Raw genomic sequence first — 20,203 nt, forward strand, 5'->3', positions numbered from 1 at the left:
CGACTATAGTGTTTTTTCAGAGTCACGAACAATGAGCAAGTCAACTTTTGCGTGACGGAGAATGTATTCAGAAGATGAACCGATAAGCAAGCGCTCAAAAGTATTGAGACCAGTGGCACCGACCATAATAAGGTCAACGTTTTCCTTATCGGGGATATCAACGGCCAAAAGGCTCTTAGGATTACCGAACTCAATAACTTTGCGAATCTTGGTTAAACCAGCTTCTCTGGCTTGACGTTCAAAGTCAGCCAATACAGCTTTTGCTTCCTCTTCTAGTTTTTCATAGATATAAGAGTCGAAAGTCGCAACGCTTTGAAGGGCGCGTGTATCGATAACGTGTACCAAGAGTAACTGTGCATTATTACGTTTTGCAACGTGCACACCTTTGAGAAAGGCCAGTTCTGATTCGTAAGAACCGTCGATAGCTACCATAATACGTTCATATTGTTGAGACATAAGCTCTACCTCCTATCTTTAGTTTTATTATACTCCTTTAATTTAAAAAATGAAAGCGTTGTTATGGGTTTTCTGAAATCTTTTTTTGACTACTTACTTTACGATTTTATCAGTAATGGGAAGAGTTTGACCTTATCTAAAAATTGAAGATTGCCTGAAAAAGAGGTATAATACAATCTGTTATTAGCTTCGTAAGAAACGTGATAATTAATGAAGAAGAGAAGTCTTCAGAAATGATACCAAATGGCTAGGCCTAAGATGGTGTCGATGAAAGTAGAAATCCCCATCAGGTGTTGAATTTTCTTATTTTCTACTAGATGTATCTGCTTTTAGTATCTTTTGAAAGGATTAACTTATGAAAACATTTGATAAATCATCAAAGTTGGAACACGTTGCCTATGATATTCGTGGACCAGTTTTGGATGAGGCCAACCGTATGATTGCCAACGGTGAAAAAATTCTCCGTCTTAACACAGGAAATCCTGCGGAATTTGGTTTTACAGCACCAGATGAAGTCATTCGTGACTTAATTATGAATGTTCGTAACAGTGAGGGGTATTCGGATAGTAAGGGGATTTTCTCAGCTCGTAAGGCTATTATGCAGTATTGCCAGCTCAAGGGCTTTCCAAATGTAGACATCGATGATATCTATATTGGTAACGGTGTTTCGGAGATGATTTCCATGTCTATGCAAGCCTTGCTTGATGATGGAGATGAAGTCTTGGTTCCAATGCCAGACTATCCTCTTTGGACAGCCTGTGTCAGTCTAGCTGGTGGTAACGCTGTACACTATGTCTGTGATGAAAAATCTAACTGGTATCCAGACATTAATGATATCAAATCAAAGATTACATCAAATACTAAGGCTATTGTGCTAATCAACCCCAATAACCCAACAGGTGCGCTCTATCCTAAGGATGTTCTTGAACAAATTGTTGATATTGCTCGCCAAAATGACTTGATTATCTTTGCGGATGAGATTTATGACCGCTTGGTTATGGATGGTAAGAAGCACGTTGCTATTGCAAGTCTTGCGCCAGACGTTTTTTGTGTATCTATGAATGGTCTTTCTAAATCTCACCGTATTTGTGGTTTCCGTGTGGGTTGGATGGTTCTTTCTGGACCTAAGAAGAATGTTCGGGGCTATATTGAAGGGCTTAATATGTTAGCCAATATGCGCCTTTGTGCTAATGTGCTCTCTCAACACGTTATACAGACTTCACTTGGGGGCTACCAATCTGTTGATGAACTCCTGATTCCTGGTGGTCGTATTTATGAACAACGTGAATTTATCACAAATACAGTAAATGATATTCCAGGACTTACAGCTGTTAAGCCAGATGCAGGTCTATACATCTTCCCTAAGATTGACCGTAACATGTATGATATTGACGATGATGAAGAGTTCTGTCTTCGTCTCTTGAAGAAGGAGAAGGTCCTCTTGGTTCCAGGTAAAGGCTTTAACTGGAATGAACCAGACCACTTCCGTATTGTCTACCTTCCTCGTGTGGAAGAATTGGCTGATCTTGGAAATAAAATCGAACGTGTCTTGTCATATTACAAGCGCTAAATTCGTGAAAACTGGACAAAAAGGCTTGTCCGGTTTTTGTTTTGTTTAAAAAGGGAGCGTGTTCACCCAAAATCCGAACAATTTCCCTAAAAAAGACATAATATAATGAATAGTAGAATAATAAATAATTTTCAGACAATTGTTTGCAATTTCTAGGTTAAGTATGCTATAATGATAAGGCTAGTAGGTCTTGCGTATGATGATTGCTACAAGGCCTGATATTATTAAGACTACAAATAGAAAGTGAAGACAATAAGTATGGCGAATTTGCTGGCTAAAACACGTAAAATTACTTCTATCTTGCAACGCTCAGTAGATAGCTTGGAAGGGGATCTTCCATATAACAACATGGCTGCTCAATTGGCAGATATCATTGATTGTAATGCTGCTATCGTAAATGGTGGTGGTGCTCTCCTTGGTTTTGCTATGAAATACAAAACTAATAATGACCGTGTGGAAGAGTTTTTTGAAGCGAAACAACTTCCAGAGGAATACACACGTGGTATCAGCCGTGTTTATGACACTCAAGAAAATATTGGTATTGACAGTGACTTAACTATTTTCCCAGTGGAATCAAAAGATGATTTCCCAGACGGTTTGACTACAATTGCACCAATCTATGGTGGTGGTATGCGTCTTGGTTCTTTCATTATTTGGCGTAACGACCATGATTTTGTGGACGACGACCTTATCTTGGTTGAGATTGCGTCTACAGTAGTTGGTTTGCAATTGTTGAACCTTCAAACAGAAAACTTGGAAGAAACGATTCGTAAACAAACAGCTATTAATATGGCTATTAATACCTTGTCTTACTCAGAAATCAAGGCAGTTTCAGCTATCTTGAATGAGTTGGATGGTTTAGAAGGCCGTTTGACAGCCTCTGTTATTGCGGACCGTATCGGAATCACCCGTTCTGTTATTGTTAATGCTCTTCGTAAGTTGGAATCGGCTGGTATTATTGAAAGTCGTTCACTCGGTATGAAAGGAACTTATCTTAAAGTCCTTAACGAAGGTATCTACGACAAATTGAAAGAATACGAATAAAACATTGAATAGAAGTGAGGTAGGCTGAGGCTGCCCCACTTTTTTTAAAAGGAGAAAGTAACATGACAAAAGCATTGATTTCAATTGATTACTCTTATGACTTTGTGGCAGATGATGGGAAGTTGACGGCTGGTAAGCCTGCCCAAGCTATTGAAGATCGTATTGCTCAGGTAACTCAAGAAGCTTATGACAATGGGGATTATATCTTTGTTGCCATGGATCGACATGATGAGGGGGATACTTTTCATCCTGAGACTAAACTCTTTCCGCCTCACAATATTGAAGGGACAGCTGGGCGAGAACTTTATGGTAAGCTAGCTGATGTGTATGATGCCATCAAGGATGATAATCGTGTCTTTTGGATGGACAAACGTCACTATTCGGCTTTTTCAGGAACCGATTTGGATATTCGTTTGCGTGAGCGTCGTGTGACGACAGTTGTTTTGACGGGAGTTTTAACAGATATTTGTGTGTTACATACGGCTATCGATGCTTATAATTTTGGCTATGATATCGAGGTGGTAGAGAGTGCAACAGCCTCCTTGACACCTGAAGCACATGACTTTGCTATTGGGCATTTTAAAAATGTTCTTGGAGCGAAAATTGTAGAGTAAGAGTTGGTTCTTACTCTTTTTTGATCATTGTAATAATGGGGGAGAGGATTGGGAGTTATCTCTTATCGAATGTAGGAGCAAGTCTTGCTTTCAATTCGTCGTCTGAAATCATAGGATTGTATCAGTTTTCCGTAGTTTACTATAAGAAAACGATTACAAATTATTGTATACTATTACTATATTAAGACGAAATATATAAGAGGTAGAATAATGACTAAAAAATTAACTTTTCCTGACGGATTTTTGTGGGGTGGTGCGACAGCAGCCAACCAATGTGAAGGTGCCTATGATGCTGATGGGCGTGGTTTAGCCAATGTTGATGTGGTGCCAATTGGTGAGGATCGCCTTTCGATTATTACTGGACGTCGCAAGATGTTTGATTTTGAGGATGGTTATTTTTATCCAGCTAAGGAAAGCATCGATATGTACCACCGTTACAAGGAAGATATTGCTCTCTTTGGTGAAATGGGCTTTAAGACTTATCGACTTTCTATTGCTTGGTCACGTATTTTTCCTAAGGGTGATGAGGCTGAGCCAAATGAAGCTGGGCTAGCTTTTTACGAGGACCTATTCAAGGAATGTCACAAACATGGCATTGAACCCTTAGTAACTATTACGCACTTTGATTGTCCCATGCACTTGATTACAGAGTATGGGGGATGGCGTAACCGTAAGATGCTTGGTTTCTATGAAAATCTTTGCCGTACCCTTTTCACACGTTATAAAGGTTTGGTTAAGTACTGGCTCACTTTCAACGAAATTAACATGATTCTCCATGCACCATTTATGGGAGCAGGGCTCTGTTTTGAAGAGGGTGAAAATGAGGAGCAGGTTAAATACCAAGCAGCTCACCATGAGTTGGTAGCTTCAGCTATGGCGACTAAGTTGGCTCACGAGATTGATCCTGAAAATAAGGTCGGTTGTATGTTGGCAGCCGGTCAGTATTATCCAAATACAGCCCACCCACGTGACTACTGGGCAGCCATGCAAGAAGATCGTAGTAGCTATTTCTTCATTGACGTTCAGGCTCGTGGAGAGTATCCAAATTATGCTAAGAAACAGTGGGAACGTGATGGTATTAAGCTTGAGATGACTGAAGAAGATTTGGTCCTTCTCAAAGAGCATACTGTTGATTTCATTTCCTTCTCTTATTATGCAAGTCGTGTGGCTTCAGGTGATCCAGAAGTTAATGAAAAGACTGCCGGCAATATCTTTGCCTCTATTAAAAATCCATATTTGGAAGCTTCAGAGTGGGGTTGGCAAATTGACCCACTAGGTCTTCGTATTACCCTCAATGCTATTTGGGATCGTTACCAGAAACCGATGTTTATTGTTGAAAATGGTCTTGGTGCTGTGGATACACCAGATGAAAATGGCTATGTTGAAGACGATTATCGTATCGACTACTTGGCAGCTCACATTAAGACCATGAGGGATGCTATCAATGAAGATGGTGTAGAGCTTTGGGGTTACACAACCTGGGGCTGTATCGACCTTGTTTCTGCTGGAACTGGTGAAATGAAGAAACGTTACGGTTTCATCTATGTAGACCGTGACAATGATGGTAAGGGTAGCCTTAAACGCTCTAAGAAGAAATCATTTAACTGGTACAAGGAAGTTATCGCAAGTAACGGTGCCTCTGTAGAATAGAGCATTTGAGCTGAGTGCTGGTCTGGGTTCAATTTTACGAATCTAGCAAGCACTGAAAGAAAATTGATCTCCGATGAAGTCAGCCTTTGGGCTGGCTTTTTTTGTAAGGGGTAGAAATTGTAATGTTTTCTAAAAAATGATATTCTTATTAGAGTTTGAGAGGAAGAAAATATGGGTAAAAAATCAGTTGTATTTGTAGCAGAGCTATCCTATATGGAAAAGTTAGAGGTGGCTCTAAAGTCTTTATGTGCACATCGAGGTCAGTGGAAAATTTATGTGCTAAATGAGAATTTACCAACAGAATGGTTTGCCCTGATGAATAGTCGTTTGGAGGCTATTGATTCGGAAATTCTTAATTGTCGTGTGTCTGCAGAAAGCTTTAAACAATTTTCGCTTCCGAGTGCGCATATTCATTATGCGACTTTTTTCCGTTATGCGATTCCTGAATTTGTCCAAGAAAATCGCGTTCTCTATTTAGACTGTGATATGATTTTCACGCAGGATTTGTCACCACTTTTTGAAGTGGATATAAACGGATTTGGCATTGGAGCGGTAGTGGATCGTCCAACGACGACAGAAGGTTTTAATGCTGGTTTGATGGTCATTGACATCGATTGGTGGCGACAACACAAGGTGACAGAGTCTCTTTTTGAATTAACTAAGGAAAATCACCAAAATGTTTATGGTGATCAAGGAATTTTGAATCTTTATTTTAAAGGCGCCTGGCACCAGCTTCCATGGACGTATAATCTCCAAGTAGGCTCTGACAAGGATCAGTACAGATATGGGGACTTGGATTGGTATGATGCCTTTAAAGGGCTACCAGCGGTTATTCATTACACCTCTCACAATAAGCCCTGGACCTCTAAGCGTTTCAATCGCTTCAGGGATATCTGGTGGTTCTATTATGCCTTGGCTTGGGATGATATCTTATTGAGAAAGCCATCCCTAAAGCTTAGCTTTAAGGATATGGTGGGGGATTTCTCCTATCATACGGCCATTTATACTAATACGGCAGACATCTTTGAGTTGGAACAGTTACTGCAGGCCTTTCCAGATGTAGCTTTTCATGTTTTGGCTCATTCTCATTTCGGATTTAATTTGGTGAAGTTGGAGCAGTATCCAAACCTTATTCTCTATCCATCCTTTGATCCTCTGACCAGTCGAAAGGTCTCGGAAAAGATAGATTTTTATTTGGATATCAATCCTTTTAACGAGGTTGATAATATCACAGAAACAATTCATCAGTTAGGTCTTCCTATCTTCTCTTTTGAAGGAACCAATCATGACCAGACTGGGAAAAACCAAGTGTTTAAGGATGACCAAGTGGATGAAATGGTGAAGGCCGTTCGAGAATATATTGAGACGATTGAGAGATAAACGATGGAAAATAAAGAAGTAGTCAGTATTGTTATTCCCATTTATAATGTGGAGACGTATTTGAAGCAGTGTTTGGAGACGGTAGTGAATCAGACCTATCCTCACCTTGAAATCATTCTTGTCAATGATGGTTCCCCTGACAATTCAGAGGAGATTTGCAAAGAATTCTTCAAGCGAGATTCACGTATTCGCTATGTGCGACAAGTTAATGGGGGCTTATCGGCAGCTCGAAATACAGGGATTGATCTAGCCACAGGTGATTATATTACCTTTGTAGATCCAGATGATTGGGTGACAGAGGACTATGTGGAGACCTTGTATAATCAGCTTAAGAAGTATGAGGCAGATGTTTCTATTGCCAACTATAACTTGTTCAATGAGAGCACTAGTAAGTTTTTGATTAAGGTAACAGAGAACGATTATTCTGAAACCCTTTATGAAGGAAGAGGCATTATTGACCAAGATGCCATCCAAGAGACACGAGATATGGCTTGGGCATGCGCCATGATGAAACTCTATAAAATCTCCTTGTTTGAGGATCTTCGTTTTCCTCTTGGTAAGAATGTCGAAGATAACTTCCTTATGTATAAACTCTTGTTAAAAGCCAATCGTGTTGTCCATACTGAAAAATGTATCTACTGGTATCGAGTGGGGCGCAAAGACACCCTATCGCAGGTCTGGACTGAAAAGCGTGTTTTAGATGAGATGGAAGCCAAGAATGAAAAATTAGCTCTGCTAGGCATGTTGGGCTATGATTTGACTTGGCACCGTTATATTTACAAGACACGTCTAAAACGAGCGATTGAAAAAATGGAAGAAGCTAATCTTCAAGATACTGAGACCTATAAGACGGCGCAGGTTAACTTGAGATTTTTGGAGCAATAAAGGTTGAGGGTTAAGCTATTTATTGCTTGTAGTAATTAGAAAGGATAAATATGCTCCTTATTGCACAAGAACCCAGTCAGGTAACGGATAAACTGAGAAGACTACTAGATTCCTTTGGTATCCACTACCGTGTGTTTTACACTAATTTTGAAACAGATGTAGATAAAGCTACTATTAGTTTAGCATCATCATTTATTTACTCCTCTGATGAAGACTATCAAGGCAAGCCTCTCTTCTTTAACGATTTGTCAGTTCCTCTATATTGGGAGTTGTGGACTTTGGGGATTACGACCTATATTTTTGATGGTCAAGACCGTCGTGCTAGTATCATTTTTCGTGAAAATCTTAAGGACCGTACCGTTAAGCAAGTTCATTGGTTTGGTCAAGGGGAAAAAGTTCTTGCCATAGATGACTATAACCGCTATGGCTGGCGGACCAAACAGCGTCTACAGGATGATGAGGGACAAGCTCTTATTGATATTTACTTTAATCGTCATCAAGAGGAGGTCTTGTTGCACTATATCCAAGAAGGTCACCTGATTGATCAGGGGTCTGAAGGAAGAGATAGGATTTTCTCAGGTAAGGAAGAGTTGACTAAGGCTGTTCTGACTCAAATCCTCAAGTCAGATGAGCCTATCATCTGTATGGATTCCAACCTAATCCCGATTTTGCAACTCCAGCACCCAAATCGTCTGGTCTATTGTTCTGCTAGTCACGATGGTCTTGAGCATATTCAAAATCAGGTAAGTCATACTTTGATTGCTGATTATTATCCCCAGGAGGAGCGCAGGCCAAATCTGATTTATCTAGCTGGTGCGGAACAAGAAGGGGCTAAAACTTTTACTCCTCAAGCCATGGTTATGACCGCTTCGGAAAATATTGAGGGATTAGCTGATTTGGTTGATGCCTTTCCTAATCTCAATTTTCATATTGCGGCTCAGACTAGTATGGGACCTAAATTGACTTGTCTGGAGGGGAAGGTGAATGTCCATCTTTATCCGGGGATTGGTCAGGAGCAATACCAAGAGCTGCTAAGGAAATCTTCAATTTATCTCGATTTGAATTATGGAAGTGAAGTGTCTGATGTTACTCTAGATGCGATTGAAAATGAACACTTGCTTTATGGTTTGGAATCAACGGTTCATCGTCCCTACTATAAGACCTTACCAACGGTTTACACTTCTTATGAAGAACTAGAGCAGGGTTTTCGACAACTCTTACAACAAGCTGACTTTTATTCTAATGCTCTTGAGAGTCAGAAAGAGATTTTAAAACTCGCCGAGAGGGGAGAAATCCTAGCTTTCTTGACTAGATTGGAGGGGGAAAAAGATGACGATTTACACCTTTAACCTACTGGTTGGCTATGAGGCAAATGGTGTGGATGTGGCACAGGCATCGAGAGCTTTGATGCTACGTGAATTAAATGAACCTGCTAAATTCGTCTTTACAACTTGGCCACAACCCTATAAATTAGACTATTATCTTTCTTTGGGGCACCGTTATGAAGAACTCCTTCATGCCTATTTGAGCTTTACAGATCAAGACAGTCACACCCCATCTTTGACAGTGGGTGCCTTGCAGCAAAAATTTAAATTGACACGACTAGATTTAAGGAGGAAAAGCGAAACAGAGGTCGTTTATGCCTTTTCTGATACCAGTTCTCTGATTTTCAAGATGGATCCCTACCAAAAAGGCTGCGTGCGCTATGTGGACTACTACCTTAATGGTACGTTATTAAAGCGTGAGTGGTATGGAACAAGTAAATTAGTCACAGAATACTTTGAAAAAGGAATCATCATCAGGAGAAGCTATCATAATAAAGATGGTCGCATTGCCTTTGAAGAACTCAAGCAAGGGACTAGCTGGTTATATAGGCTGGGAACTGAGATTTTAGTGACGAAAACAGAGGTCATGCGTCGCTTTTTGGCAAGACTTCCATTGACAGATGCAGATACCCTATTACTGGATAGGGCTTCCTTAATGGAATTTATGCGACCGATTTATGAACTTAATTCTCCTGCAAAGTTAGGCTTCGTTTTTCATTCAGAGCATGAATTTGAAAATGGGGACCTCTACTATGAGTATTATTACATCTTTAAGTACGCCCAACGTTTTGATTTCTTTATTACAGCTACAGAAGCACAAAAGGCTGTTTTAAAGAATACTCTTCATAAACAGAGCATCGACGCAACTATCTATGCCCTAGCAGTTGGACATTTGGATAAGCTTAGTTTTCCCGTGGAGCAGAGGAAGCCTCTTAGTTTGATGACAGCTTCGCGATTGGACCCACGTAAACGCTTGGATTTGGCTATAAGAGCCGTTGCTCTTGCCCATCAAAAAGAGCCAAACCTTCGCTTTGACATCTATGGTAAAGGTGGAGAGCAAGAGAATCTACAAGAACTGATTGACACTCTTGGGGCGAATGATTACATCCAACTTCGAGGTCATGCTGATTTGCAGGAAATCTACTCACAGTATGAACTTTATGTTACCGCCTCTCAGTGGGAAACTTTTGGGTTGACTCTGATGGAAGCAGTAGGAGCAGGGCTAGCCTTGGTTGGTTTTGATGCCCGCTATGGTAATCCAACCTTCATCAAAGATGGTGAGAATGGCTATCTGGTTCCTTATAGCGAGACCATGGATGAGGATTTACTTGTTTCTCAGATGGCCGACAAGATTGTATTTGCCTTAGAAAGTGATCTTGAGTCTATGCACCAAGCCTCATATGACCTGGCAAAACATTATTTGAAACCAGAAATTTTAGAAGCCTGGAGAAAGCTCTTGATAGCCATACGATAACTGTTTTGAAAAAGCTGTATATTGGTAAACTGTAGCGACAAAAAAGTTGCTACAGTTTTTTTATCCTCCAAGCAAAATAGGCCTAATTATGGTAAAATAGAACGTATTGAAAAATCATCATTTCACGAAAGGAAGCAAGATGAAAATTACGCAAGAAGAGGTAACACACGTTGCCAATCTTTCAAAATTGAAATTCTCTCCAGAAGAGACAGCTGAGTTTGCGACAACCTTGTCTAAAATTGTCGACATGGTGGAATTGTTGGAAGAGGTGGACACAACGGGTGTTGCCCCAACAACGACAATGGCGGATCGCAAGACCGTATTGCGTCCGGATGTTGCTGAAAAAGGGACAGACCGTGACCGTTTGTTTAAAAATGTACCTGAAAAAGACAATTACTACATCAAGGTACCAGCTATCCTAGAAGATGGAGGAGATGCCTAATGACTTTTAACAATAAAACCATTGAAGAGTTGCACAATCTCCTTGTCTCTAAGGAAATTTCAGCAACCGAATTGACACAAGCGACTCTTGACGATATCAAGGCGCGTGAAGAAGCAGTCAATGCCTTTGTGACGGTAGCAGAAGAAGCTGCCCTTGCACAAGCCAAGGCCATTGACGAAAAAGGAATCGATGCAGATAATCTTCTATCAGGGATTCCATTGGCAGTAAAAGATAACATCTCTACTGACGGCATCTTGACCACTGCGGCATCAAAAATGCTCTATAACTATGAGCCAATCTTTGATGCGACAGCGGTTGCTAACGCTAAAGCTAAAGATATGGTTGTCATTGGGAAGACCAACATGGATGAATTTGCCATGGGGGGATCTGGTGAGACTTCTTACTATGGACCAACAAAAAATGCTTGGGACCACAGCAAGGTGCCTGGTGGATCATCTAGTGGTTCGGCAGCAGCTGTAGCTTCAGGACAAGTTCGTTTGTCCCTTGGTTCAGATACAGGGGGATCTATCCGTCAACCGGCTGCCTTCAACGGGATTGTTGGTCTTAAGCCAACTTACGGTACTGTTTCACGATTCGGTCTTATTGCCTTTGGTAGTTCACTCGACCAAATCGGTACGTTCTCACAAACCGTTAAGGAAAATGCCCAATTACTCAATGTCATTGCCAGTGAAGATGCCAAGGATTCAACTTCTGCGCCAGTCCGTGTAGCAGACTTTACTGCTAAGATTGGTCAAGACATCAAAGGCATGAAGATTGCCCTTCCTAAGGAATACCTCGGCGAAGGAATTGACCCAGAAGTTAAAGAAACCATCCTTAATGCGGCCAAACACTTTGAAAAACTAGGAGCAACTGTCGAAGAAGTCAGCCTGCCTCATTCTAAATACGGGGTTGCTGTTTACTACATCATTGCTTCATCTGAAGCCTCTTCAAACTTGCAACGTTTCGATGGGATTCGCTATGGTTTCCGTGCGGAAGATGCCAAGAACTTGGATGACATCTACGTGAACACTCGTAGCCAAGGCTTTGGTGATGAGGTCAAACGCCGTATCATGCTTGGTACCTTTAGTTTGTCATCTGGTTACTACGATGCTTACTACAAGAAAGCTGGTCAAGTCCGTACCCTTATTATCCAAGACTTCGAAAAAGTCTTTGCGAATTACGACCTCATCCTTGGTCCAACAGCTCCAAGCGTGGCCTTTGATTTGGATTCGCTCAATCATGATCCTGTTGCTATGTACTTGGCTGACTTGTTGACCATCCCAGTTAACTTGGCAGGTCTTCCAGGAATTTCGATTCCTGCAGGTTTTGCGCAAGGTCTTCCAGTTGGTTTGCAGTTGATTGGTCCTAAGTATTCCGAAGAAACGATCTATCAAGCTGCAGCTGCTTTTGAAGCAACAACGGATTATCATAAGCAACAACCCGTGATTTTTGGAGGTGACAATTAATGAACTTTGAAACAGTCATCGGACTTGAAGTCCACGTTGAATTGAATACAAACTCAAAAATTTTCTCACCAACCTCTGCTCACTTTGGGAACGAGCAAAATGCCAATACCAATGTGATTGACTGGTCTTTCCCAGGGGTACTTCCTGTCTTGAACAAGGGCGTTGTGGACGCTGGAATCAAGGCTGCTTTGGCCTTGAATATGGATATTCACCAGCACATGCACTTTGATCGTAAGAACTACTTCTACCCTGATAATCCAAAAGCTTACCAAATTTCACAATTTGATGAGCCAATCGGTTACAACGGTTGGATTGAAGTACAATTGGAAGACGGAACAACGAAGAAAATCGGGATTGAACGTGCCCACTTGGAAGAAGATGCCGGTAAGAACACCCACGGAACAGACGGTTTCTCTTATGTAGACCTCAACCGTCAAGGGGTGCCATTGATCGAGATTGTATCTGAAGCCGATATGCGTTCTCCTGAAGAAGCTTACGCTTATTTGACAGCACTCAAGGAAGTCATTCAATACACAGGCATTTCTGACGTTAAGATGGAAGAAGGTTCTATGCGTGTGGATGCCAACATTTCTCTACGCCCATACGGTCAAGAGGAATTTGGTACTAAGACCGAGTTGAAGAACTTGAACTCCTTCTCAAACGTGCGCAAGGGTCTTGAATACGAAGTCCAACGCCAAGCGAAAATCTTGCGTTCAGGTGGTGTCATTCGTCAAGAAACACGCCGTTATGATGAAGCCAACAAGAGCACCATCCTTATGCGTGTCAAAGAAGGAGCAGCGGATTACCGTTACTTCCCAGAACCAGACCTTCCATTGTTTGAAATCTCAGATGAGTGGATCAAGGAAATGCGTACATCATTGCCTGAGTTTCCAAAAGACCGCCGTGCTCGCTATGTAGCAGAGCTTGGCTTGTCTGACTATGATGCCAACCAATTGACAGCTACTAAGGTTACTTCTGACTTCTTTGAAGCAGCCGTAGCCCTTGGTGGGGATGCCAAACAAGTCTCTAACTGGCTCCAAGGTGAAGTCGCACAATTCTTGAACGCAGAAGGTAAAACGCTTGAAGAAATCAAGTTGACACCAGAAAACTTGGTAGAAATGATTGCTATCATCGAAGACGGCACCATCTCCTCTAAGATTGCCAAGAAAGTCTTCGTTCATTTGGCGAAAAACGGTGGCGGTGCGCGTGAATATGTCGAAAAAGCTGGATTGGTACAGATTTCAGACCCTGAAGTCTTGATCCCAATTATCCACCAAGTCTTTGCAGATAATGAAGCAGCCGTAGCTGACTTCAAGTCTGGTAAACGTAACGCTGATAAGGCCTTCACAGGTTTCCTTATGAAAGCAACCAAAGGCCAAGCCAACCCACAAGTAGCCCTCAAGTTGCTTGCTCAAGAATTGGCTAAGTTGAAAGAAGAGTAATAGATAAAGAACCAGCCGAGAGGTTGGTTTTTTGTTCGTTTCAGGTTCAGTTTTTCCTTGACAAACACTAATAAAGCGTTTACAATGTAGTGTATGAAGTTTCCTGAAAAGAAAACAAAAGATCGTGAAAAGAAGGAGATCATCATATGGCTACTATGAAAGCAGCTCGCTGGTATGCAGCAAAAGACGTTCGTATCGAAGAAGTGGAAGTACCTAAGGTACAACCTCATCAGGTAAAAGTGGCAGTCAAGTTCACAGGAATCTGTGGTACAGATTTGCATGAATACTTGGATGGACCAATCTTTATTCCAACAGAAGAGCATGTGTATTCTGGTCAAAAAGCACCGGTTACTTTGGGTCATGAATTCTCTGGTGAGATTGTAGAAGTCGGAAGTGATGTGACTCGTGTTAAAGTTGGAGATCGCGTGACAATCGAACCAATTCTTGCAGAGCACAACTTAATTGGTGATTATAACCTCGATCCAAACTTGAACTTTGTTGGCCTTGCTGCAGATGGTGGTTTTGCTAAATATTGTGTCCTTGATGGGGATTTAGTTCATGTGATTCCAGATAGCTTGAGCTATGAACAAGCCGCTCTTACAGAACCTGCTGCTGTTGCTGTTTATGCAGTTCGTCAATCTGCTTTGAAAGCTGGGGATACAGCAGTTGTCTTTGGCTTGGGACCAATTGGGCTCTTGATTGTGGAAGCTCTTCGTGCAGCGGGTGCTTCAAAAATTTATGCGGTTGAGCTATCTCCTGAACGCCAAGCTAAAGCGGAAGAGCTAGGGGCAATTGTGGTTCATCCTCAAGAAGGTGAATCAGTGGTCGATGCCATCCATCGTTTGACAGGTGGTGGAGCAGATGTGTCTTATGAAGTTACAGGTGTTCCGGTTGTTTTAGGTCAAGCCTTGGCAGCAGTTCATAAAGCTGGTGAATGTATGGTTGTTTCTATCTGGGAACGTGAAGCTAGCATCAATCCTAATGAATTTGCCATCCAAGAAAAATCTCTGAAAGGGATTATTGCTTACCGCCACATCTTCCCTAAAGTTTTAGAGTTGATGGAACAAGGATATTTCTCTGCTGAAAAATTGGTTACCAAGAAAATCAAGTTGGAAAATATCGTACAAGATGGCTTTATTGAATTGACACAAGATAAGTCTCAAATCAAGATTTTGGTTGAACCGTAAATCGTATCTTCCTTTCTAATTGAATACAAAGCAGTCTTTAGGGCTGCTTTTTTAATTCGGGGAGAACAATATAAAAAGATACGATAAAATAAGAAAACACTCACTTAATTTTTTGAGCATGCTAGACTGATGGAGCATCAATCATTTTAAGGAGACAGGTAAGAGCCAATAATCTTCTGTAATAGGTAAGCAAAAAATTATCTATGCGATTCGGACTTTAAAATTAGCTAGTCTCGGCTTCCTTATGAAAGCAACCAAAGGCCAAGCCAATTCACAAGTGGCCCTCAAGTTACTTGCCCAAGAATTGGCTAAGTTGAAAGAAGAGTAATAGATAAAGAGCCAGCCGAAAGGTTGGTTTTTTATTTGCAATATTTGTGTTAGACTAGTCGGGAACATTTAAAAAAGAGTTTAGGAGTAACCCCATGAACAAATTCTTAAGAGTCCTATTTATCCTCGTCATCATCGCCATGACTGGTGCTATTGTTTTTCAACTTTTCTTTCCAACCTATATGGGAAGTCATTCGGGGTACGGTATTTCTGTCGGATGGCAGAGGGAGATTGGTATTTGGAATGTGGCAGTTCTGGTCATTCTTCTAGCCGTAAATCTCAGATATGATTGGTTTTATCTAAGAGCGGTACTAATAGCTTTGATTATTGGAGGCCTTGGGATTGGGACTAATCATTTCCTTTGTTATCTTCAATATCATCACTCAGTCAATGCTATTGGTGCACTTGAAAATTATCTTTTAGTCCTTGGATGGATTGTAGGTTGGTGGCTTGAAAATTCCTCAAGAAAAACAGTTTAATTTTTCTGAAGTTATCGCCTGACTTACGACTCCCTGTGTTATAATAAATAAGCATTATCATAATCGAGGAAAACACATGTCTAAACAATTAAAAGGAAGTCTGATGGTCCTGATTGCTGGAATTGCCTGGGGAATCTCAGGGGTTTCTGGCCAATACCTGATGGCTCACGGAGTTAATGTTAATCTTCTGACGAGTTTGCGTTTGATTCTAGCTGGGATTTTTCTGACAGCTTCGGTCTTTTTTAGGCAGAGAGACAAATTGGTTCAAGCTCTTAAAGATAAAAAAACCTTAGTAAGTATCGTCTTATTTGCACTCTTTGGTCTGGTCTTGAATCAGTATGCCTATCTTAGTGCCATTCAGCACACCAATGCAGGGACTGCGACGGTCTTGCAGTATGTCACGCCAGTACTCATTCTGGCTTTTGTGTGTGCTAAGAATCGTAGATTTCCAACCATTTCAGAGTTGGTAGCGATTATCATGGCTATTGCGGGAACCTTTATCATCGCAACGCATGGGCAGCTGACAGAGTTGGCCATTACGCCTCTGGGCTTATTCTGGGGTCTCTTCTCAGCGGTCACATATGCGCTTTATATCTTACTGCCTGCTAAGGCTATTGAAAAGTGGGGCAGTCTGATTGTTATTGGCTTAGGAATGTTGCTTGGTGGTTTGGTCTTTCCAATTGCTATCCAAGCCTGGAAGTATGAGCTCCCCTTGACTAGTGGAAATCTTTTAGCGCTCTTTGGTTTGGTTTTTATCGGGACAGTCTTTGCTTACACTGTTTTCCTTAAGGGAACGACTATGGTTGGAGCCGTAAAAGGGAGTCTCCTAGCTTCGGTAGAGCCTGTAGCTTCTGTCATTTTAACGGTTTTAATCATGGGCGACCATTTTTTTGCTATCGATGTAGTTGGGATGATTTTAATTGTTCTTGCCGTCATCCTCATTTCACTTAAGGATTTAATAGCCCTTAAAAAACAAGAAAAAATTCAGAGATAAGAATGGAGCCTGAGTGATTGTGGCTCTTTTCTTTATTGTTCTGTAAAGGATGTTCATAAAAATAGGACTTAAGTTCCACACATAAACCTTAAAAATATGGTAGAATAAGAGGTAAACTAACATTTTGGAGAGAAAATGAGTATAGACGATTACAGGCCCCATTTTATGGTGGAGGCTGTTTATGATTTGAAACCTGACCAGCTACGTGAACACGGTATTCGTGCCGTCTTGGTTGATTTGGACAATACCTTGATTGCTTGGAACAACCCCGATGGGACTCCTGAGCTACGTGCTTGGTTGGATGAGATGACAGAGGCTGACATTCCAGTGGTTGTGGTCTCTAACAATAAATATGTACGTGTTGAACGTGCGGTTGCCAATTTCCATGTGGATTTCGTGAGTCGTGCCATGAAGCCTTTCACTAAAGGCATTAATGAAGCGATTGAGCGCTATCACTTTAATCGTGAAGAGGTTGTAATGGTGGGTGACCAGCTCATGACTGACATTAGGGCCAGCCACCGAGCAGGTATTCGCTCGATTTTGGTTAAGCCTTTGGTGAAGTCTGATTCTTGGGTAACCAAGTTTAACCGATGGCGTGAACGTCGCATGTGGAAAAAGATTGAAAAAGCATATGGTCCAATGACCTTCAACAAAGGAATTTAATGGAAGAATTATTTTGTATTGGGTGTGGAGCCCAAATTCAAACAGAAGATAAAGAAAAAGCAGGTTTCACACCTGCTAGCTCTATTAAAAAGGCCGAGGAAACAGGTGAGTTATACTGCCAGCGCTGTTTCCGTCTTCGTCATTACAATGAGATTGTGGATGTCCACATCACGGATGATGAATTTTTAAAATTGCTTCATGAAGTTGGTGATAGTGATGCCCTCGTTGTCAATGTTGTTGATATTTTCGATTTTAATGGATCAATCATACCAGGCTTATCACGTTTTGTTTCGGGAAATGATGTGCTCTTGGTTGGAAATAAAAAGGATATCCTACCTAAATCCGTTAAAGATGGTAAGGTAACACAATGGTTGACAGAACGTGCCCACGAAGAAGGGATGCGTCCGGTGGATGTCATGTTGACATCTGCTCAAAATCATCATGCCATTAAAGAGCTGATCCAACGTATTGAAGACCTCCGTAAGGGGCGTGATGTCTATGTTGTTGGTGTTACGAATGTTGGTAAATCAACCTTAATCAATGCCATTATCAAAGAAATTACTGGTGATAAAGATGTTATCACAACTTCTCGTTTCCCAGGAACGACCCTTGATAAAATTGAAATCCCATTAGATGACGGTAGCTATATTTTTGATACACCAGGAATTATTCACCGCCACCAGATGGCACACTATTTGTCAGCTAAGGATCTCAAGTACGTTAGTCCTAAGAAGGAAATCAAACCGAAGACTTATCAGTTAAATGCAGGCCAAACCCTCTTCCTAGGAGGACTAGGACGTTTTGACTTTATTGATGGGACTAAACAAGGGTTTACAGCCTTCTTTGACAATAATCTAAAGCTTCATCGTACCAAACTTGAAGGCGCAGATGCCTTTTATGATAAGCATGTTGGAAGTCTCCTTATGCCTCCTGGACCTAAGGAATTGGCCGATTTTCCAAAACTTGTCCGTCATGAGTTCACTGTCAAAGATAAGACAGACATTGTCTTCTCAGGACTAGGATGGATTCGTGTCCAAGGAAAAGCAGACCAACCAACCATCGTTGCGGCCTGGGCACCAGAAGGCGTTGGTGTCGTCGTACGAAAAGCAATTATTTAAACTTATTAAAGTAGTTAAAAGTATAAGAAAGGAAAGACTAGGCCAGATAAAGAAGCGAGCATTGCGAGCTTTTAGGTCATACTTTTCGCAGTGGTGAAAGCCTCATTCTTATAGTTGCAGAATGAGGCAAGGAAAAATTGAGACCTAGTGCTCAATTTTTAGTCAAGGAGCTCCGTAAGGAGGTCCTTGACGTCCGTCACCATCTTAGATAATTATAAAAAAGTCTTTTCAAAGAACATGAAGTTTGCCTAGATTTAAACCATAAGCAAACAAAAAAATAAAAGGAATAAACATGTCACTAACATCAAAACAACGTGCCTTCCTCAAATCGGAAGCCCACACCCTTAAACCTATTGTACAAATCGGGAAAAACGGTCTTAACGATCATATCAAAACTAGCGTTCGTAACGCCCTTGATGCCCGTGAGTTAATCAAGGTAACTCTTCTTCAAAATACTATGGAAGATATCCATGAAGTTGCTGAAATTTTGGAAGAAGAAATCGGCTGTGATACAGTTCTCAAGATTGGACGTATCTTGATTCTTTACAAGGAATCAGCTAAAAAAGAAAATCGTAAGTTGTCGCCAAAGGTTAAAGCTATCCAAAAATAGTTGACGACGTTACTTGGTGAAGGACAAATTAAGATATAGAAATACTTTTAAAGCATTGAAGATGTTAAAAAAATAATATAATGCTTGAATAAGAGGAGACGAACATGGCATTAGATCTTGTAACCCCGTTTACAAAGGTTCAACTAGAGGAAGAAATTAAAGATACCGGCCGTAAGCAGGTTGGAATATTAGGTGGAAATTTCAATCCTGTTCACAATGCCCACCTGGTTGTTGCAGACCAGGTGCGTCAGCAGTTAGGTCTCGATGAAGTTCTTCTCATGCCTGAATTTGAGCCCCCTCATGTCGATAAAAAAGAGACTATTGATGAAAAACATCGCCTTAATATGCTCATGTTGGCTATTAACGGCATCGAAGGTTTGGATATTGAAACTATCGAGTTGGAACGTAAGGGAATCAGCTATACCTATGACACCATGAAGCTCTTGACAGAGGCTAATCCTGATACGGATTATTACTTTATTATTGGAGCTGATATGGTCGAGTACCTACCAAAATGGCACCGTATCGATGAACTTATCGAGATGGTTCAATTTGTTGGTGTTCAGCGTCCTAAGTATAAGGCTGGAACGTCATATCCTGTTATCTGGGTTGATGTGCCCCTTATGGATATTAGTTCAAGTGCAGTCAGAGCCTACATTAAGAAGGATCGTACACCTAATTTCATGGTGCCACAGTCTGTACTTGCCTACATCAAGAAAGCGGGGCTCTATAAATGACCTATGAAAAATACCTTGGCTTTTCTCGTGACCAACTCCTTGAAAAAGTTAGAGCGGTTATGAGTCCTAAACGCTTTAATCATGTTTTGGGTGTTGAGCGAGCTGCCATTGCTCTTGCTGAAAAGTATGGTTATGATACTGAAAAAGCTGGTTTGGCTGGTCTTTTACACGACTATGCCAAGGAACTTCCAGATCAGGAATTCATAGAGCTAATTGATAAGTATGATCTCGACCCTGAATTGAAAAAATGGGGAAACAATGTCTGGCATGGCATGGTTGGGATTTACAAAATCCAAGAAGATTTGGGTTTAACTGATTCTGAAATTCTACGCAGTATTGA

General features: G+C 41.1%; 20 protein-coding genes and 1 pseudogene. 20 read left to right on the forward strand and 1 reads right to left on the reverse strand.

Annotated features, from left to right (window positions below; translation table 11 throughout):
* Positions 1-3 precede the first annotated feature (3 nt).
* Positions 4-456 (reverse strand): universal stress protein, encoded by a 453-nt coding sequence (locus tag RWZ99_RS01005; RefSeq protein ID WP_314675827.1) that lies wholly within the window; start codon positions 454-456, stop codon positions 4-6.
* Between the two features lie 355 nt (positions 457-811).
* On the opposite strand from RWZ99_RS01005, the gene RWZ99_RS01010 reads away from it, so the two are divergent.
* From RWZ99_RS01010 to yqeK, 20 genes and pseudogenes are all read left to right on the forward strand, one after another.
* A complete protein-coding gene (locus RWZ99_RS01010) occupies positions 812-2,026 on the forward strand; it encodes a pyridoxal phosphate-dependent aminotransferase (RefSeq protein ID WP_314675828.1) in 1,215 nt (404 codons plus the stop codon).
* Positions 2,027-2,284: 258 nt separating this feature from the next.
* Positions 2,285-3,070: a GTP-sensing pleiotropic transcriptional regulator CodY gene (gene codY / locus RWZ99_RS01015; RefSeq protein WP_154864275.1), complete on the forward strand. Its 786-nt coding sequence runs from the start codon at positions 2,285-2,287 to the stop codon at positions 3,068-3,070.
* 62 nt (positions 3,071-3,132) lie between these two features.
* A complete protein-coding gene (locus RWZ99_RS01020; protein ID WP_314675829.1) occupies positions 3,133-3,684 on the forward strand; it encodes an isochorismatase family cysteine hydrolase in 552 nt (183 codons plus the stop codon).
* Positions 3,685-3,894: 210 nt separating this feature from the next.
* Entirely contained in the window at positions 3,895-5,334 is a 1,440-nt protein-coding gene (locus RWZ99_RS01025) for a 6-phospho-beta-glucosidase (protein WP_314675831.1), read from the forward strand.
* A 171-nt stretch (positions 5,335-5,505) separates the two neighbouring features.
* The gene (locus tag RWZ99_RS01030; protein ID WP_314675832.1) at positions 5,506-6,714 is read left to right on the forward strand and encodes a glycosyltransferase; all 1,209 of its coding nucleotides are present in this window, start codon (positions 5,506-5,508) and stop codon (positions 6,712-6,714) included.
* 3 nt (positions 6,715-6,717) lie between these two features.
* Entirely contained in the window at positions 6,718-7,599 is an 882-nt protein-coding gene (locus RWZ99_RS01035) for a glycosyltransferase family 2 protein (protein ID WP_314675834.1), read from the forward strand.
* 50 nt (positions 7,600-7,649) lie between these two features.
* On the forward strand, positions 7,650-8,948 hold the full coding sequence (locus tag RWZ99_RS01040; RefSeq protein ID WP_314675835.1) for an accessory Sec system glycosyltransferase GtfB: 1,299 nt from the start codon (positions 7,650-7,652) through the stop codon (positions 8,946-8,948).
* Positions 8,929-10,398, forward strand: coding sequence for a glycosyltransferase (locus RWZ99_RS01045; RefSeq protein ID WP_314675836.1), 1,470 nt, complete (start codon positions 8,929-8,931; stop codon positions 10,396-10,398). The genes RWZ99_RS01040 and RWZ99_RS01045 overlap by 20 nt, the downstream gene beginning before the upstream one ends.
* A 139-nt stretch (positions 10,399-10,537) precedes the next feature.
* A complete protein-coding gene (gene gatC / locus RWZ99_RS01050; RefSeq protein ID WP_002884769.1) occupies positions 10,538-10,840 on the forward strand; it encodes an Asp-tRNA(Asn)/Glu-tRNA(Gln) amidotransferase subunit GatC in 303 nt (100 codons plus the stop codon).
* The gene (gatA, locus tag RWZ99_RS01055) at positions 10,840-12,306 is read left to right on the forward strand and encodes an Asp-tRNA(Asn)/Glu-tRNA(Gln) amidotransferase subunit GatA (protein WP_314675838.1); all 1,467 of its coding nucleotides are present in this window, start codon (positions 10,840-10,842) and stop codon (positions 12,304-12,306) included. The genes gatC and gatA overlap by 1 nt, the downstream gene beginning before the upstream one ends.
* A complete protein-coding gene (gene gatB / locus RWZ99_RS01060) occupies positions 12,306-13,748 on the forward strand; it encodes an Asp-tRNA(Asn)/Glu-tRNA(Gln) amidotransferase subunit GatB (protein WP_314675839.1) in 1,443 nt (480 codons plus the stop codon). Before gatA ends, gatB begins: the two co-directional genes overlap by 1 nt.
* A gap of 146 nt (positions 13,749-13,894) precedes the next feature.
* Positions 13,895-14,935 carry a 2,3-butanediol dehydrogenase gene (locus RWZ99_RS01065; RefSeq protein ID WP_314675840.1) on the forward strand — a complete coding sequence of 347 codons (1,041 nt, stop codon included), beginning with the start codon at positions 13,895-13,897 and terminating at the stop codon, positions 14,933-14,935.
* A 226-nt stretch (positions 14,936-15,161) separates the two neighbouring features.
* Positions 15,162-15,263: pseudogene (locus RWZ99_RS01070) on the forward strand (glutamyl-tRNA amidotransferase); the annotation flags it as partial.
* A 94-nt stretch (positions 15,264-15,357) separates the two neighbouring features.
* The gene (locus RWZ99_RS01075) at positions 15,358-15,741 is read left to right on the forward strand and encodes a hypothetical protein (protein WP_314675841.1); all 384 of its coding nucleotides are present in this window, start codon (positions 15,358-15,360) and stop codon (positions 15,739-15,741) included.
* Between the two features lie 76 nt (positions 15,742-15,817).
* Positions 15,818-16,735, forward strand: coding sequence for a DMT family transporter (locus RWZ99_RS01080; protein WP_314675843.1), 918 nt, complete (start codon positions 15,818-15,820; stop codon positions 16,733-16,735).
* 135 nt (positions 16,736-16,870) lie between these two features.
* A complete protein-coding gene (locus RWZ99_RS01085) occupies positions 16,871-17,398 on the forward strand; it encodes a YqeG family HAD IIIA-type phosphatase (protein ID WP_314675844.1) in 528 nt (175 codons plus the stop codon).
* Complete coding sequence (yqeH, locus tag RWZ99_RS01090) at positions 17,398-18,516, forward strand: ribosome biogenesis GTPase YqeH (RefSeq protein WP_314675845.1); 1,119 nt, start codon at positions 17,398-17,400, stop codon at positions 18,514-18,516. Before RWZ99_RS01085 ends, yqeH begins: the two co-directional genes overlap by 1 nt.
* A gap of 292 nt (positions 18,517-18,808) precedes the next feature.
* Positions 18,809-19,126, forward strand: coding sequence for a ribosome assembly RNA-binding protein YhbY (yhbY, locus tag RWZ99_RS01095; RefSeq protein WP_002884193.1), 318 nt, complete (start codon positions 18,809-18,811; stop codon positions 19,124-19,126).
* 104 nt (positions 19,127-19,230) lie between these two features.
* Positions 19,231-19,863: a nicotinate-nucleotide adenylyltransferase gene (locus tag RWZ99_RS01100; protein ID WP_073688953.1), complete on the forward strand. Its 633-nt coding sequence runs from the start codon at positions 19,231-19,233 to the stop codon at positions 19,861-19,863.
* A partial coding sequence (yqeK, locus tag RWZ99_RS01105) for a bis(5'-nucleosyl)-tetraphosphatase (symmetrical) YqeK (protein WP_314675847.1) occupies positions 19,860-20,203 on the forward strand: 344 nt, incomplete at its 3' end. The genes RWZ99_RS01100 and yqeK, both read left to right, overlap by 4 nt.

Source organism: uncultured Streptococcus sp., assembly GCF_963545685.1.
Classification (GTDB): domain Bacteria; phylum Bacillota; class Bacilli; order Lactobacillales; family Streptococcaceae; genus Streptococcus.